Below are 14,541 nucleotides of genomic sequence, written 5' to 3' on the forward strand. Positions count from 1 at the left end.
GATACCTGGTGGAGCGACGGCTTTCGCGGTGAGGATATGGCCATTCGTCTGGAGCGAAGGATCGACCCCGATGGTTCTCCCGTGCTCGTTCCTGCCGGCGACCTGGACCGGGACTCCGCCGAGCAACTGGCCGCCGCGGTGGACGCGGACCTGCGGGAATCCCCCGCCCTGCTGGTCGTCGAGCTGACGCACGTGCCGTTCTGCGACTCCTCGGGGATCGTCGCCCTGCTCGACGCCCACGCCGACGCCGAGCGCGCCGGGGTGGAGTTCGTCCTGACCGGGGTGGGCGAGCATCTGCGGCAGCTCTTCCGGATCTCCGCCCTCGACCAGGTGATCCGGATCGTCGAGGAGTCCCATGGGTGACGGGAGCGGTGCCGACATCGCTCGCGTGACCTTCCCGATCTCCGGGGATCTCGCCTCCCTCAGGGCGAAGGTCCGTGCCTTCCTGGTCCGGGCGGAGTTCGACGAGGTCACCGAGAAGAACTTCGTTCTCGCCCTGAGCGAGGCGGCCAACAACGTGCTCGACCACTCCGGCGGAACCGGCACCCTCACGATGCGCCACCTGGAGGGACGGGTCGTCGCGGAGATCCACGACGACGCGGGTCTGCTGATCGATCCCCACGCGGGCATGAAGCAGCCCCCTGTGGGATCCCGCCGTGGCTACGGGATCTGGCTGATGCGCACGCTGTGCGACTCGGTGGAGATCCTGCACGACCCGGGGGGATCGACGGTACGGCTCACGATGCTGCTTCCGCACTGACCGTTCCGCACTGACCGCTTTGCGCTGACCGTTCCGCGCCGGCCGCTTCCTACCGGCTCGCCGGGATCAGCGCGCGACCGGGACGCCTCCGCCGGACACCTCGCGCAGGGACTCCTCAAGGGTGGAGTCGATGGGGAACGCGTCGCGCAGCCGGGTCAGTTCGAGCAGGCGGCCGAGGAAGCCGTGCACGCCGACCAGGCGCAGCCATCCCTTCCGCTCGTAGGTGCGACGCAGGCTCGTCAGCAGCACCCAGATGCCCGTGGAGTCGCAGAACTCCAGATCCGTGGTGTCGATGACCAGGTAGACGTGACCTCGTCTGATGAACTCCGCGAGCCTCTCCTCCAGCCGCGGCGCCGAGGACTTGTCCAGATCTCCGGTCAGGGTCACCACGGAGAAGTGGGGACGCGTGTCCACGGTGACGGATAGTCGAGTCATATCGCCCCGCTGTCTACGGCAGATTGGGGACAGCGCCCGGTCGGGAGCCGTACAAGGACGGGTGCCATTCGCCTCCACCGTACGCCCGTGGCTCGTGACAGTTCAACGCCTGATGGCATACCACCGGTGATCGGAAGCCATCGGCGCCGCCGTCCGCACGCCCTCCCGCACCCTCGCCGTGCCGTCACCGGCGGCCGGTTGACCTGCCGGGGAGGCCGCCGTTTGCCCGCTCCGGTCGCGGGCACGGCGAGAGGGCGGCCCACCGATCCGGCGGGGACGGCACGGACCGCGACAGACGGCCGGAAGCGGCCGGAAGCGGCCAGGAGCGGTAGGGAACGGGGAGAGTGAAGACGGTGAAGACGGTGAAGACGCAGTCCTGCGAACCGGACACGGCGAAAGGGAACGGTCATGTTGCGTGATCTCGTCAAGGGAGCCGTGGGGGGCGTCCTCGCCACCGCGACGATGAGCGCGGTGATGCTCGCCGGCGACCGCGCGGGCCTGATGGGCGACCAGCCGCCCAAGAAGATCGTCCGTGCCTTCATGCCCGGGAACCGGCACCGTCCCAAGCGCGGTGAGGGGGTGCTCGGCGCTCTCACGCATTTCGCCTTCGGGAGCGCGTGCGGGGCCGCGTTCGGCGCGGTCTTCGGGAAGGAACGCGCCCCGATACCGATCGGGGTGGGGTATGGGCTGGCGATCTGGCTGGTCAGCTACCAGGGCTGGGTGCCGATGCTGAGGATCATGCCGCCGATCTCCGACGACCGGCCGGGACGCCCGGCGGTGATGGCCGCCGCTCACGTCGTGTACGGCGCGACGCTCACCCTCGCCGTGAACGGCATGAGCCGCTCCACCGGCCCTGCCGGACCGGGGAGCGGCGATCCGCGCGGATGAGCGCGGGGTTCGCGGGGACCGCGGATCCGGCCGTCCCCGCGAACGAGGTCCCGTCCGAGGACGAGACCCCGTCTACGAGGCGGGGACCGAGGCCGAGGCGGACTGCCCGGCCGAGAGGGTCTGCCGCATCGGCTTGCCCACGGTACGCGCCGCGGTCATGTCAGGCATCTCCGGTACGTCCACCGGGTTGATCCGGCCGCCGTGCTCGTCGTGGTGGTCGGCGTCGGCGTCGTCGAACCATACGCCGCCGTCCGCGAGGTAGCGGAAGCGAATGGGCTGCCGGGCGGGCACGACGACGCTCACCTGGTAGGCGCCGTTCTCCTTGCGCTCCATGGGGTGGGCGTAGGGGTCCCAGTCGTTGAAGTCGCCGACCAGGGAGACCCCGCCATGGCCCGGGTTCTCCGTTACGGTGAAAGTCAGCTTGACCTGGCCGTTCTTGGTCGGCTTACCGCGCTTGATCACTGAAATCCTCCTGACATCACTGTCTCTGTACGTAATGCGCCGTGATCTCGATTGCGGAAAGCGTGAAGATCACGCCAACTACCGGACCGCGCCGACAGAGACGTGACGCGATCAGAGGCCGACGCCCGGTCACGGCCGAGCCGTCGATCCATATGGTTCGTTACCGCCCATAGCGGCTGGACAACCCGGACACGCCAAGTTTTGAGCGCCATCACGTCCGACCTTGACCAGGTCATGGCGGGCGACCGGCCCGCGACCGCGAACCGGCGCCCGTACCGGCGGGTACGAACGCGCCGGGTGCTCGTGCCCGCGGATCCGTGACGACCGCGGACCGGCACCCGTGGGTCCGTGGGTCCGTGGGTCCGTGACGACCGCGCGAGGTGCTCGCGCCCGTGGGTCCGTGACGACCGCGTGGCGGTGCTCGTGCCCGTGGGTCCGTCACGGCCGCGCGTCGGCGAGGATGGTGGGGTGCAGCAGATACGGCCGATATCCCCGTCGTCACTGGTGGAGGAACTCGCCGACCGGGTGGCCGCGCGGCCCCGCGGGGAGTGGGTGCGCGTCGCGCTCGACGGAGCCCCGGCGGCCCGGCCGGGCGACCTCGCCGACGCGCTCGCCGGCCCGCTCAGGATCCGCGGCCGGGAGGTGTTCCGCGTCTCGGCCGCCGACTTCCTGCGCCCGGCCTCGCTCCGCTTCGAGTTCGGCCGTACCGACCCCGACTCCTTCTACACCGACTGGTTCGACCACGGAGGGCTGACCCGCGAGGTCCTGGGGCCGCTGGATGCGGGAGGGTCGGGCAAGGTGCTGCCCACCCTCTGGAACAGCGTCACCGACCGCGCCACCCGCGCGTCCTACGTCACCGTGCCGGCGGGCGGGGTGCTGCTGCTGGACGGCCCCCTGCTGCTGGGCCGGGGGCTGCCGTTCGAGCTGACCGTGCACCTGCGGCTCTCGCCGGGTGCGCTCGCCCGGCGCACCCCCGACGACGAGCGCTGGACGCTGCCCGCCTACGCCCGCTACGAGGAGGAGGTCGGGCCCGCGGAGATCGCGGACGTGGTCGTCCGGGTCGACGACCCACGCCATCCCGCCCTGGTCGCCCCGGCCTGACCCGGTCCGGGGAGACGGGAACATGACGGCGGGGCGCGTCCCTCGACGCGCCCCGCCGTCCGATCATCCGGTGGTGCCGCTAGACACCCGCCCGTGAGGGCATCCTGCCCTCGGAGTAGGAGCTGCGGAGCTGCTCCGGCTCGGAGGGCTGTGCCTCGTCGCGGACCTCCTCCATGCGCAGCGCGACCCCCATCGCGAAGAAGGTGGGCGCCCACTCCCCGATGAAGATCCCCCATCGGTCCGCGCGGTCGATACCCGCCTTCTCCGACGAGTGCGACGTCGCCCAGACCGCGATCGACACGCCGATCGAGGCGATACCGGCGACGTACATCGCGCCGGACTTCACGCCCATCTTGTGAAGCATTTTGATCATTTCGTCCCCCCCGATGATGGTTCGTTCTTATGGTTACCCCCTGGGATGATGGATAACCGAATGTCACGAACCGCAGGTGAGGGCTTCACCGGGGACGGGGGCACGCGGCCCGGGTCACTCCTCGCGCAGGCGTTTGAGCAGGTCCTCGCGTCTGGCGTCGAGGGAGGCGATGATGACCTCCTGCTCGTCGGCCTGATTGATCATCATCGACTGCTCCGTGGGGTCGGTGGGACCGACGTCCCCGACCTGACGGCGCATCTCGGCGACCTCGGTGCGCATTCTCTCCAAATCCGCTTCCACCTGACGCAGTTCTTCTTGAAGGCTCATTCGCTCCCCATACCCCTGCTTCGGGCTTCGACTCCACGACCGCGCACGTGACGGCGCCCTCCGCGGGCCGCGGGGCCGGGGTGCGCGCCGGACGCGGAGCGGCCCCCGAGGTCACGTGGACCCGGGGGCCGGTCGCGCCGGGGGCGAGGGGTGGTTCGTCCCCGGCCCTTCACGCTCCCCGTCGCGGGGGCGTCAGGGCGTTCCGGTGGTGTCAGTCGTCCTGGCCGTCGGCCTGCTCGTTCTGGTCGTCCTGCTCGGCCGGTTCGGCCTGCTCGTTCTGGTCGTTCTGGTCGTCGTCCTGGCCCGCCTGCTCGGCCTGGTCCTCGGCCTGGTCGGCGGCCCGCTCGGCGGCCGTGCTGGTCTCCTGGTCCTGCTCCAGGATCGCGCCGCTGGTGGCGTCGATGTCGAACTCGTGCTCGACGTCGCCCTGGAGGAGCTCGACCTCCCAGGTGGTGGGGGTCTCCCCGCCGTCGAACTCGGCCTTGACGAGCTTGGCGCCGGGCACCTTGTCCTGGGCGATCTTGACGGCCGCGTCCCGCTTGATCTTGGCCTCGGCCTCACCGGGCTGCGGGGCGGTGGGGGCGGTCTCGGTGCCGGGGGTCGTGTTCACCGGGGCGGGGGAGGTCGCCGTGCCGCTCGGAGCCGGGGTGGGCGTGGCGGTTCCGGCGAACGCCACCGCGCCGCCTCCGGCGACGACGGCGAGAAGTCCGGCGCTGGCAATGGTGATCTTCGTCGTGTTTCGCATGTCCACCACTGTGCCGGGGACCTCGTTAGCGTCACGCTGCGGCAACCCTAAAGGCAGGTTAAGGCCGGCCGGGTCACCGGATCGCGGTGCGACGGGCCGGTGAGGGGCCGGTACGAGGGCGGGATGAACCCGGCGCGCCGTTCCTGCGTACCTGCGGATGAAAGCGACCCTGGAACCGGCGGTGCGGGCCGGGGCGGCGCTCCCCGGCCCGTGGCCGGACGCGGGCCGCCGCCGTCCCTCGTGCCGCCGTCGCGGATCCGCGCGCTGGAAGGATTGGGATGGACGACATCACGGCCTCCGTCGGCACTCTTCGTCTCCGGGACGGGGTCTCGTGCCCGTCGTGGTGCGAGCGGGAGCACTTCACCACCTACATCACTCACGCGGCCGACATCGCCGAGCTGCGCAACCCGGACGGGTCGACGGTGACGGTCACCCTCTCCCAGCACGTCCAGCCGGGGTACGTGGGGGAGAGGGTGGTGCGGGTCTACACCTGCCTGGGTGAGGAGACCGGCATCGCGGACCTTCCGGCGGAGGCGGCGGAGTCGGTCGGCAGGTCGATCGTGGCGTTCTCCCCCGAGGGGCCGATGCGCGCCTACGGCAGGGCCCTGCAGCGGGCCGCCGCGCACCTGCTGCTCCCCGGGCTGAAGGTGTCCCGTCACCGGAAGGGGGACGCGCCGGAGAGGTCCGCCCGGGGCCGGGCCGAGTCGCCCTCCCAGGAGAAGCTGTTCCGGATCGCGTTCCTGTCCGGCTACCTCAACGTGACGAGGGCTCCGGGGCCGGTGAGCGGGGGCGTGGTCGAGCGACGTCTCAGCCAGGTGCTCTCGCCGCGGGAGACGAGCGAGCTCTGCGACATCGTGCGCGGGATGCTCTCCCGGCGTACCGCCACGAACCGGGGCGTCCTTCCGGGGGAGAACGACGGGTCCGGCTCGGCGGGCTCGGCGGGTGCGATGGGCTTGATGGGTGCGGCGGGCTCGGCGGGCGGTGTCGGTGGCGCGTACGGGCTCGCGGTGGGACAGTGACCCGCCGGGGTTTTCGGACGCCGTACCGTTGTCCTGGAATATGTCTTTAAATGACAATTCGATGGCGTATGCACATGCGTTTGCAAGTGCATCGGGTACGTGCGGTCGCGTAGGGCCGTGCAAATCTCACAGTAGTATGGAAAGGTATGACATCGCAGAAAGGTGAGACAGGGAGCCGACATGGCCGGACAGACCGCCGAGGACAGTGACGCACAGAGTGGCGTCCTCGCCTACTCGGGCGGTGGTGGCCCCACCATCCTGCGCATTCTGCTCGGTTCCCAGTTGCGGCGGCTGCGCGTCGCCAACAACATCACCCGCGAGCAGGCCGGTTACGCCATCCGCGCCTCCCACGCCAAGATCAGCCGCCTGGAGCTCGGGCGGGTCGGCTTCAAGGAACGCGACGTCGCCGACCTGCTGACGATGTACGGGGTGACCGATACCGAGGAAAGGGCCCCGCTGCTCGCCCTGGCCCGCCAGGCCAACGCCCCCGGCTGGTGGCACAAGTACGGCGACCTCCTGCCCAGCTGGTTCGAGGTCTACGTGGGCCTGGAGGAGGCCGCCTCGGTCATCCGCACCTACGAGGTGCAGTTCATCCCCGGCCTGCTGCAGAGTCCGGAGTACGCGCGCGCCGTCATCATGCTGGTGCACGGTGCCGCCTCCGCGGAGGAGGTCGACCGCCGCGTCTCGCTGCGGCTGGCCCGCCAGGAGCGCCTGAGCAGGCCGCACGCGCCGACCCTGTGGGCCGTGATGGACGAGGCCGTGCTGCGCAGGCCCATCGGCGGGCCCGAGGTGCTGCGCGCGCAGATCGACCACCTGCTCGAGGTCGTCGAGATGCCCAACATCAAGCTGCAGATCATGCCGTTCGAGCACGGCGGTCACGCCGCGGCCGGAGGGCCCTTCTCCATCCTGCGCTTCGCCGACCGGGACCTGCCCGACGTGGTCTACATGGAGCAGCTCACCAGCGCCCTGTACGTGGACAAGCTCGAGGAGACCGACCACTACATGCAGGTCATGGACCGCCTGTGCGTCCAGGCGTACTCCCTCGCCGAGAGCAAGCGGTTCCTGCGCGAGCTCCGCGACGAGCTCGCGGGCTGACGCCCTCCCGCGAGTGTGTGCCGGATGCGGTGAACCCGGCGGGGCCGGTGAGCGTATCTGAAGGATGTTGACACATTCGCGCCGGATCGGTGTCGCCAGGAACATCCGCGTGGTCGCCACCGTGACCCTCGCTCTCTCGTTCTCCCTCGCCTGCAGCGCGGAGCAGCCCCCCGCAGCCCCGGTCGCGGCCGGCAACGCCGCTCCCGCGGGGCCGCCGCTCACCGTGGAGCAGCTGGCCGAGAAGGTCGGCTGCAAGCCCACGATCCAGGTCGACGCGGTCGACATCCGGACGGGGGCCTGCAAGACCGCCACGGGCCGGTTCTTCATCAGCACCTTCGTCACCCAGTCCGGCAAGGACCAGTGGATGGACCAGGCGCCGGAGTACAACCCGCACCTCGTGGGGGACCTGTGGACCGTGCTCGGCGCGCGGAAGGTCCTGGACGAGCTGCGACAGGAGCTGGGGGGCGACCTGCACCTGACCGACCACCGGGTGAGCTCGACCCCGGCCCCACCCGCGGGGTGAACGCGACCCCTGCCAGGCGTTCCGCCCTCCCGGAGTTCCCGGGAGGGCGGAATATCCCTTAATGAAATGGATACGGCATTGCCTGGTGATTCGGCGATCCGTAGCATCCGTCCCATGTCCATCACACGTGAGTTCGCCTATGCCTCGCCCTCGCGTCCCGCCGACGCCGAGTGCGTGTGGTACCGCTCCAAGGGCGACCTCTACGACCTGATCCGTACGGGCAGCGACGGGGAGTTCCGCTACCACGCCTTCCACGCCCGTGACGGCCGCTACCTGCAGGCCTTCGCCTCCTGGGAGGACGGTCTGGAGTGGATCAGGGAGCGCGTCGGGGACGAGTGAGGGGGACGCCGGCCCGTTCGCCGGGCCGGGTGCGCGCCGCCGCGCGTATGAGGTCGCGGAACGCCGATCCGGCATGACTGATTCAAGATACTCTGCCGGACGTGCGGCGATTGATCACTTCCCGAGGAGTACGGCTCGCGCTCGCGGTCGGCGCGACGGCGATGGTGGTCATCGCGATCGTCACGCGTCTCCGCCAGAGCCGAAGCCGGAACCAGAGCCAGAGTCGGAGCCAGAGCCGGAGCCGGGCACGCCGGGATTCCGCTCCCCTCCGTCACGACGCCCCGCCCGCCGGGATCCCGTCTTCGGCGCAGTCCGGGACCCCGGCCCGCGCGGTGAGCGGGCCCGTCCCGCCGTGGCCCCCGGTCCCGGTCCTCGGTGTCCCCACCGCCGAGGATCTCAAGCGCTACGACGTCGAACCCTCCGCCCTCCGTTCCACCTTCGAGCGCTTTCTCACCCGAGAGCCGCGAGAGCCGCGAGCGCCGCTGGACGAGGCCACCCGGCGCCGGCTGCGCCGCTGGGGCGTCGCCGGGCTCGCGTTCCTCCTGCTGGCGGGCACCGTGCAGGCCCTTGAGTCCGCGGTCTTCCCGGGGACGCCGATCGAGGAATCCGGCCGGTACGCGAGATCGTGCACCCAGGGCTGGGATCCCCTCGCCCTCACCTACGCCTGTACGGACGACGGGTCGGGGGCCGACGCGGTCCTCGGCGAGGACACGCCGTCTTTTTCGTCCACGAGGCCGTCGGGGCCGCCGGAGACGCCGGAGACGCCGGAGACGCCGGAGACGCCGGGGCCGTCGGAACCGTCGGTGCCGGACGTGATGCCGGAGACGCCCGGGCCGGACCCCGGGCCGGCTTCCGACGCGGACTGCCGGCCCGCCCCCGCCGTCCCCCGCGTACGGCCGGTCGATCCGAGGGTGACGCGGGCGGTGAACCGGCAGTGGCGGCGGATCGAGAGGTGGTTGAAGGCCAACGCCCCCACGAGCCGTCGCACGCTCGGCAGGCCCGCGAGGGCCCGGACGATCGCGGTGGCGGAGGCGCAGATGGGCCTGCGCTTCCCCGACTCCCTGCGGGCCTCGCTGCTGAGGCACGACGGGACCGTCTTCGTGGAGGGCGTCTGGCGATTCGGTTTCCAGGGGGACACGAACCTGAGCGTCCGGGAGATCCGGGACACATGGCGGATGCTGTGCAGGGTCGATTCCGACGACGGAGTCGAAGGAGATCTCTCCGATCCGCGCTCGGAGTGGTGGGACGGGCGGATGATCCCCATCAGCGCCAGCGGATCGGGCGACCATCTCGTGGTCGACTCGATGAAAGGTGACGTCGGACATACCGATCACGAGGGCAACATGAGCTTCACGGTCGGAGGGATCGCGGTCCGCTCGTACTACGCCCTGCTGAAGGCCACCGCGGACGCCCTGGAGACCGGCGGCTCCATCGGGCACATGAGGCCCCGGGCGGTCGGCGGTCAGCTGGAGTGGGAGGTCGCCGAGTCGTCACCGGCCGCGGACCCGGATGCCTCCGGCTCCTCCTGACACGATCCGGACGGGGAGACCGGGCCGGACGAGACCGGGGAACGGACGGGGACGAGGGAACGGACGGGGACGAGGGAACGGGCCGTCGCGGTGACCCGCGGGGAGCGTCCCCGCGACGGTCGTCACCTCCCGGTCGTCGCGGGGTCCCCGGCGGCGCGCTCCGGGCCGTCGTGCGCGGCGTCTCCCGGGCCGGGCAGCGGCTCGAACCCGTGGGTGTAGAGCCAGGCGGTGGACCTCTCGTAGAAGTGACGGAAGAAGATCGGCATGATCAGGTCGTTGACGCGGCGGCCGACCGGTCCCGCGGTCTTGGAGTCGCGGTTGGCGCTCGCGGCCCTGACCATCCTCCCCACGCGGGCACGGCGGGCACGGTCGTAGCCGGCCAGCGCGTCCGGGATGCCGGGGACGGTGGCCAGGTGGTGGGCGAGCACCACGGCGTCCTCGATCGCCATGGACGCGCCCTGGCCCGCGCCGACCGGGTGCGCCGCGTCCCCGAGGAGCACGATGCGGTCGTCGTGCCAGGTCGGCACCGGGGCCAGGGTGTGCATCAGGGTCGGCCGGTGCAGCCGGGTGGTGGCCCGCAGGATCGCCGAGGGCACCTCCTCGAAGCGGTAGAGCTCCGTCAAGCGCCGTGACCACCCTTCCTCGTCCACCCCGGTGAGGTCCGGTTCGTCGGGACGGGCGACCTGCGCCGACCACCAGACGGTCCCGTCGGGAGCCGGCAGGTGGACGAACGCCCCGTTGCGGGCGAAGACCATGTTGAACGTGCCCGCCTCCGTCCCGATACCGACTGGAAGGTTCTCGGCGATCCCCGAGACGCTGTAGAGCCCGGCATAGGCGGGGACGGGCGCCGCCGGGTCGAGGACGGCCCGGGTCGCCGACCACAGGCCGTCGGCGCCCACGAGCAGGTCGGCGGTGTCCGTACGGCCACCGGCGAACACGGCCCGCACGCCGTCCCCGCCGTTCACCGCGCCGACCAGCCGTTCACCGGTGACGATCGCCGCGCCCGCCCGTAGCGCGTGCTCGCGCAACGTCCGGACCAGGTGCCCGCGCATCAGCGTCACCGCGCGCATGCGGTCGCCCGACAGACGGCCGCGGGGGACGTCGCCCAGGAGCCTCCCGGCGCTCGACCACAGGCGCTGCCGGGAGACGTCGAACCCGGCCCGCCGTACCGGCTCCAGGCAGCCGAGCGACTCCAGGGCGCGCAGGCCGTTGACCGCCAGGCTCAGGAACGAGCCGACCTGCCCGCCGGGATCGGAGTACGCCTCGTACACGGTGACCTCGGCGCCGATCCGCCGGAGCGCGATCGCGCTCACCGCCCCGGCCACCCCGCCGCCCACCACGATGACCCGCATGGTTCCCCTTTTCTGAATCCTCATTCACTGAATCTATATTCGGCGAATTGGGGTTCAGTATGCTGTCGTGCGAGACGGGACGTCAAGGAGCGGGCGAGAGCGAGGGCGAGGCGGCGGTGGTCACTCGGAAGGCGGGTGCGCGGAAGGGCGATGCGGCGGAGGCCACCAGGAAGGCGGGCACGCGGAAGATCAAGGCGGCCGAGACCGAGCAGGCGCTCAAGCAGGCCGCACGGCGCCTGTTCGCCGACAACGGCTACCCGAACACCAAGATCACCGACATCACCCGCGAGGCGGGACGCGCCACCGGCTCCTTCTACGACCACTTCGCGAGCAAGGAGGCGCTGCTCCAGGCGCTGATGCGGGACATGGACGACCAGGCCGACGCGGAGATCGGCGTCCGCGCGCACCCGCGCGAGCACGACCTGACCGAGCGCGACCAGCTCCACGCCCACCTCGGCGTCACCTGGACGGTGATGCGCGACCACCTGCCGGTCGTGCTCGCGCTCATGCAGTCGATGATGGCCGAGGCGCCCGGCACCGGCCGCGCCTGGCGGAACCTGGTGGCCGAGACCGCCGTCTTCCGCGACCACCTGGAGTACGCCCGGGAGCGGGGCCGCGACCTGCCCGGCGACCCCGCGATCGTCGCCGCCGCCATGGGCGCGATGATCTCCATGTTCGGGTACGCGCTGCTCACCGCCGGTGAGCACGGCCCGGGGCTCACCGACGACGAGATCGTCGAGACCCTGACCTCCCTGCTGCTCCACGGCCTCGCCGGGCCCTCCGCCCCGAAGCCGCGGTGAGGAGCCCGTCCGGACCCTGGTCCCGCGGCTCCACGGCCTCGCCCGGCCCGCCGCCCCGAACGTCGCGGTGAGAAGCCTGGTCCCGCTGTTCCACGGCCTCGTCCGGCCCACCGCCCCGAGGTCACGGTGAGGGACCCGTCCGGCCCTGACCTCCCCGCTCCCCCGCGGCCTCCTCCGGATGGTGGCGGGAACGCCCTGCCCGAGAGTGACACGGGGGATTCACGGAGAACGCTTTCACTCTCCGTGGCCATTGCGTAACGTTCTGCGTGTCGAGGGCCCCCGAGGGCGGCCGTCTCGTCGATCCGCCGAGCGTGACCACCTCCCGCTCCGCCGCGTGTCCCGGTGTCCCGCCCGGGTCGTCCGCGAGCGGGCCGGGGCAGACCGGAAGGACAGCGCGTGCCCCCCTTCGAGCTCCCCGACTTCTACGTGCCGTACCCGGCCAGGCTCAACCCGCACGTGCAGACCGCGCGCGAGCACACCCGCGCCTGGGCCCACGACATGGGCATCCTCGACGACGAGCTCGGGATCTGGGACGAGGCCAGGCTGGAGGCCATGGACTACGGCCTGCTGTGCGCCTACACCCACCCCGACGCCCCGGCCGCCGAGCTCGACCTGATCACCGACTGGTACGTCTGGGTGTTCTTCTTCGACGACCACTTCCTGGAGACCTTCAAGCGCAGCGGCGACCTGGCCGGGGCCAGGGAGTACCTCGACCGGCTGGCCGCCTTCATGCCGGTGCACCCCACCGGCTCGCCCGGCGAGCCGCGCAATCCGGTGGAGCGCGGCCTGGCCGACCTGTGGGGCCGCACCGTCCCGGCGAGGTCCGACGGCTGGCGCGCCCGGTTCGCCGAGAGCACGAGGAACCTGCTCGACGAGTCGCTGTGGGAGCTGGCCAACATCAACGAGGGCCGGGTCGCCAACCCGATCGAGTACGTCGAGATGCGGCGCAAGGTGGGCGGGGCGCCCTGGTCGGCCAACCTGGTCGAGCACGCCGCCGGGGCCGAGGTCCCGGACGCCGTCGCCGCGAGCCGGCCGATGCGCGTGCTGCGCGACACCTTCTCCGACGCGGTGCACCTGCGCAACGACCTCTTCTCCTACGAGCGCGAGGTCGGCGACGAGGGCGAGCTCAGCAACGGCGTGCTGGTCTTCGAGCGCTTCCTCGGCTACGAGACCCAGCAGGCCGCCGACGCCGTCAACGACCTGATCACCTCCCGGCTGCACCAGTTCGAGAACACCGTGCTGACCGAGCTGCCCGTGCTGTTCGAGGAGCACGGCCTGGACCTGAGGTCCCGCCTGGACGTGCTGGCCTACGTCAAGGGACTGCAGGACTGGCAGTCGGGCGGCCACGAGTGGCACCTGCGCTCCAGCCGCTACATGAACGGCGCCACGCGCGACTCCCCGGTCGCCGCCCCGGCCCTGCTGGGCGGCCCGACCGGCCTGGGCGTCGCGGCGTCGCGGATCAGGCTGGCGCCGGGCCTCACCGGGCCGGGCGGGATCAGGAGTCACACGCACGTCCCGCTGCGGAAGGTCGGGCCGATGCCGCTGCCCGAGATCTACATGCCGTACACCGCCCGGATGAACCCCCACATGGACCGCTCGCGCCGCAACGCGGTCGAGTGGGCCCGCGAGATGGGGATGTTCGAGCAGCTTCCCGGTTTTCCCGGGCTGGCCGTGTGGACCGAGCACAAGCTCGTCTCCTACGACTTCGCCGTCTGTGCCGGGGCGATCGCTCCGGACGCGACCGGCCCCGAGCTGGACGTGTCGACGTTCTGGCTCACCTGGGGCACCTACGCCGACGACTACGTCCCGGTGGTCTTCGGGGCCCGCCGCGACCTGGCCGGGGCGAAGCTGTTCGACGCGCGGCTGGCGGCGTTCATGCCGCTCGACCTCTCCGCCGTCCCGCCGCCCGCCAACCCGGTCGAACGCGGTCTGGCCGACCTGTGGGTCCGTACCGCCACGCCGATGTCGCGGGACGCGCGCGCCACGTTTCGCCGGGCCGTACGGGACATGACCGACAGCTGGCTGTGGGAGCTGGCCAACCAGGCCCAGAACCGGGTGCCCGACCCGGTCGACTACATCGAGATGCGCCGCAGGACGTTCGGCTCCGACCTCACGATGAGCCTTTCCCGGCTGGCGCACGGCCGGTCGGTGCCGCCCGGGATCTACCGCACCCGGACGATGCGCGCGCTGGACGACTCGGCCGCCGACTACGCCTGCCTGGTCAACGACCTGTGCTCGTACCGCAAGGAGGTCGAGTTCGAGGGGGAGCTGCACAACTGCGTGCTGGTCGTGCAGGACTTCCTCGGCTGCGACCGGCGGCGGGCCGCCGACATCGTCAACGACCTGATGACCTCCCGGATGCGGCAGTTCCAGCACATCGTCGCGACCGAGCTGCCCGTCCTGTACGACGAGCACGACCTGGACTCCGCCGCCCGGGCGGCGCTCGACGGTCACGTGCGGGAGTTGCAGGACTGGATGGCAGGGGTCCTGCTCTGGCACCTGCGGACCCGCCGCTACGACGACTCCGAGCTGCACCACCCGCCCGCGCGGGTGCGGCCGGTCATCGGCCCCAGCGGGCTGGGCACCGCGCTCGCCCGTCCGGGATCACGGCCCCGCGCCGAGGCGGTGCCGGCCCGGCCCCGCTGACGGTGGACGGGACACGGCCGGGGGCCGGTGCCGGACCCCCGCCGTGTCCACGAGCTGCCTCGCCGTGCCGTTCGGGATGAAACGTACATCGGGGTTCGTCTTCATACGGCGCGTTCCGCGGGGGCGTAACGCCAGGTAAGCGCTTTC

At 71.4% G+C, this 14,541-nt stretch carries 17 protein-coding genes; 11 read left to right on the forward strand and 6 right to left on the reverse strand.

The window, feature by feature from the left end; all coding sequences use genetic code 11:
- Positions 1 to 81 precede the first annotated feature (81 nt).
- Both ABD832_RS16240 and ABD832_RS16245 read left to right on the forward strand, forming a co-directional pair.
- Positions 82 to 363, forward strand: a complete 282-nt coding sequence (locus ABD832_RS16240; protein WP_344895276.1) for an STAS domain-containing protein — start codon at positions 82 to 84, stop codon at positions 361 to 363.
- The gene (locus ABD832_RS16245; protein WP_344895278.1) at positions 356 to 760 is read left to right on the forward strand and encodes an ATP-binding protein; all 405 of its coding nucleotides are present in this window, start codon (positions 356 to 358) and stop codon (positions 758 to 760) included. Before ABD832_RS16240 ends, ABD832_RS16245 begins: the two co-directional genes overlap by 8 nt.
- 66 nt (positions 761 to 826) lie before the next feature.
- Here the strand turns inward: ABD832_RS16245 and ABD832_RS16250 are convergent, their stop codons facing one another.
- Entirely contained in the window at positions 827 to 1,174 is a 348-nt protein-coding gene (locus ABD832_RS16250) for an STAS domain-containing protein (protein ID WP_344895281.1), read from the reverse strand.
- 429 nt (positions 1,175 to 1,603) lie between these two features.
- Here ABD832_RS16250 and ABD832_RS16255 point away from each other — a divergent pair, with 429 nt between their 5' ends.
- On the forward strand, positions 1,604 to 2,083 hold the full coding sequence (locus ABD832_RS16255; protein ID WP_344895284.1) for a DUF6789 family protein: 480 nt from the start codon (positions 1,604 to 1,606) through the stop codon (positions 2,081 to 2,083).
- Positions 2,084 to 2,155: 72 nt separating this feature from the next.
- On the opposite strand, the gene ABD832_RS16260 is transcribed toward ABD832_RS16255, so the two are convergent.
- Complete coding sequence (locus ABD832_RS16260; RefSeq protein WP_344895287.1) at positions 2,156 to 2,545, reverse strand: isoamylase early set domain-containing protein; 390 nt, start codon at positions 2,543 to 2,545, stop codon at positions 2,156 to 2,158.
- Between the two features lie 468 nt (positions 2,546 to 3,013).
- Here ABD832_RS16260 and ABD832_RS16265 point away from each other — a divergent pair, with 468 nt between their 5' ends.
- The gene (locus ABD832_RS16265; RefSeq protein ID WP_344895290.1) at positions 3,014 to 3,646 is read left to right on the forward strand and encodes a nucleoside/nucleotide kinase family protein; all 633 of its coding nucleotides are present in this window, start codon (positions 3,014 to 3,016) and stop codon (positions 3,644 to 3,646) included.
- A 79-nt stretch (positions 3,647 to 3,725) separates the two neighbouring features.
- On the opposite strand, the gene ABD832_RS16270 is transcribed toward ABD832_RS16265, so the two are convergent.
- The 3 genes from ABD832_RS16270 to ABD832_RS16280 form a co-directional block, all read right to left on the reverse strand.
- On the reverse strand, positions 3,726 to 4,019 hold the full coding sequence (locus ABD832_RS16270; protein ID WP_344895293.1) for a hypothetical protein: 294 nt from the start codon (positions 4,017 to 4,019) through the stop codon (positions 3,726 to 3,728).
- A 114-nt stretch (positions 4,020 to 4,133) separates the two neighbouring features.
- Positions 4,134 to 4,319 carry a hypothetical protein gene (locus ABD832_RS16275; protein WP_344895297.1) on the reverse strand — a complete coding sequence of 62 codons (186 nt, stop codon included), beginning with the start codon at positions 4,317 to 4,319 and terminating at the stop codon, positions 4,134 to 4,136.
- A 238-nt stretch (positions 4,320 to 4,557) separates the two neighbouring features.
- Positions 4,558 to 5,091 carry a PepSY domain-containing protein gene (locus ABD832_RS16280; protein WP_344895300.1) on the reverse strand — a complete coding sequence of 178 codons (534 nt, stop codon included), beginning with the start codon at positions 5,089 to 5,091 and terminating at the stop codon, positions 4,558 to 4,560.
- A 278-nt stretch (positions 5,092 to 5,369) separates the two neighbouring features.
- Here ABD832_RS16280 and ABD832_RS16285 point away from each other — a divergent pair, with 278 nt between their 5' ends.
- The 5 genes from ABD832_RS16285 to ABD832_RS16305 all read left to right on the forward strand — a co-directional run bounded on the left by ABD832_RS16285 (position 5,370) and on the right by ABD832_RS16305 (position 9,596).
- The gene (locus tag ABD832_RS16285; RefSeq protein WP_344895303.1) at positions 5,370 to 6,110 is read left to right on the forward strand and encodes a hypothetical protein; all 741 of its coding nucleotides are present in this window, start codon (positions 5,370 to 5,372) and stop codon (positions 6,108 to 6,110) included.
- A 180-nt stretch (positions 6,111 to 6,290) separates the two neighbouring features.
- Entirely contained in the window at positions 6,291 to 7,205 is a 915-nt protein-coding gene (locus tag ABD832_RS16290; protein WP_344895306.1) for a helix-turn-helix domain-containing protein, read from the forward strand.
- Between the two features lie 64 nt (positions 7,206 to 7,269).
- Complete coding sequence (locus ABD832_RS16295) at positions 7,270 to 7,728, forward strand: hypothetical protein (RefSeq protein WP_344895309.1); 459 nt, start codon at positions 7,270 to 7,272, stop codon at positions 7,726 to 7,728.
- A 114-nt stretch (positions 7,729 to 7,842) separates the two neighbouring features.
- Complete coding sequence (locus ABD832_RS16300) at positions 7,843 to 8,067, forward strand: hypothetical protein (protein ID WP_344895312.1); 225 nt, start codon at positions 7,843 to 7,845, stop codon at positions 8,065 to 8,067.
- 332 nt (positions 8,068 to 8,399) lie between these two features.
- Positions 8,400 to 9,596, forward strand: a complete 1,197-nt coding sequence (locus ABD832_RS16305; protein WP_344895315.1) for an SMI1/KNR4 family protein — start codon at positions 8,400 to 8,402, stop codon at positions 9,594 to 9,596.
- Between the two features lie 122 nt (positions 9,597 to 9,718).
- Here ABD832_RS16305 and ABD832_RS16310 read toward each other — a convergent pair whose 3' ends face one another.
- On the reverse strand, positions 9,719 to 10,972 hold the full coding sequence (locus ABD832_RS16310) for an FAD-dependent oxidoreductase (RefSeq protein ID WP_344895318.1): 1,254 nt from the start codon (positions 10,970 to 10,972) through the stop codon (positions 9,719 to 9,721).
- A 23-nt stretch (positions 10,973 to 10,995) separates the two neighbouring features.
- Here ABD832_RS16310 and ABD832_RS16315 point away from each other — a divergent pair, with 23 nt between their 5' ends.
- Positions 10,996 to 11,748: a TetR/AcrR family transcriptional regulator gene (locus ABD832_RS16315; RefSeq protein WP_344895321.1), complete on the forward strand. Its 753-nt coding sequence runs from the start codon at positions 10,996 to 10,998 to the stop codon at positions 11,746 to 11,748.
- A gap of 396 nt (positions 11,749 to 12,144) precedes the next feature.
- The gene (locus tag ABD832_RS16320) at positions 12,145 to 14,394 is read left to right on the forward strand and encodes a family 2 encapsulin nanocompartment cargo protein terpene cyclase (protein WP_344895324.1); all 2,250 of its coding nucleotides are present in this window, start codon (positions 12,145 to 12,147) and stop codon (positions 14,392 to 14,394) included.
- Positions 14,395 to 14,541: the final 147 nt, after the last annotated feature.

It is taken from the genome of Streptosporangium longisporum, from assembly GCF_039534895.1.
Taxonomy (GTDB): domain Bacteria; phylum Actinomycetota; class Actinomycetes; order Streptosporangiales; family Streptosporangiaceae; genus Streptosporangium; species Streptosporangium longisporum.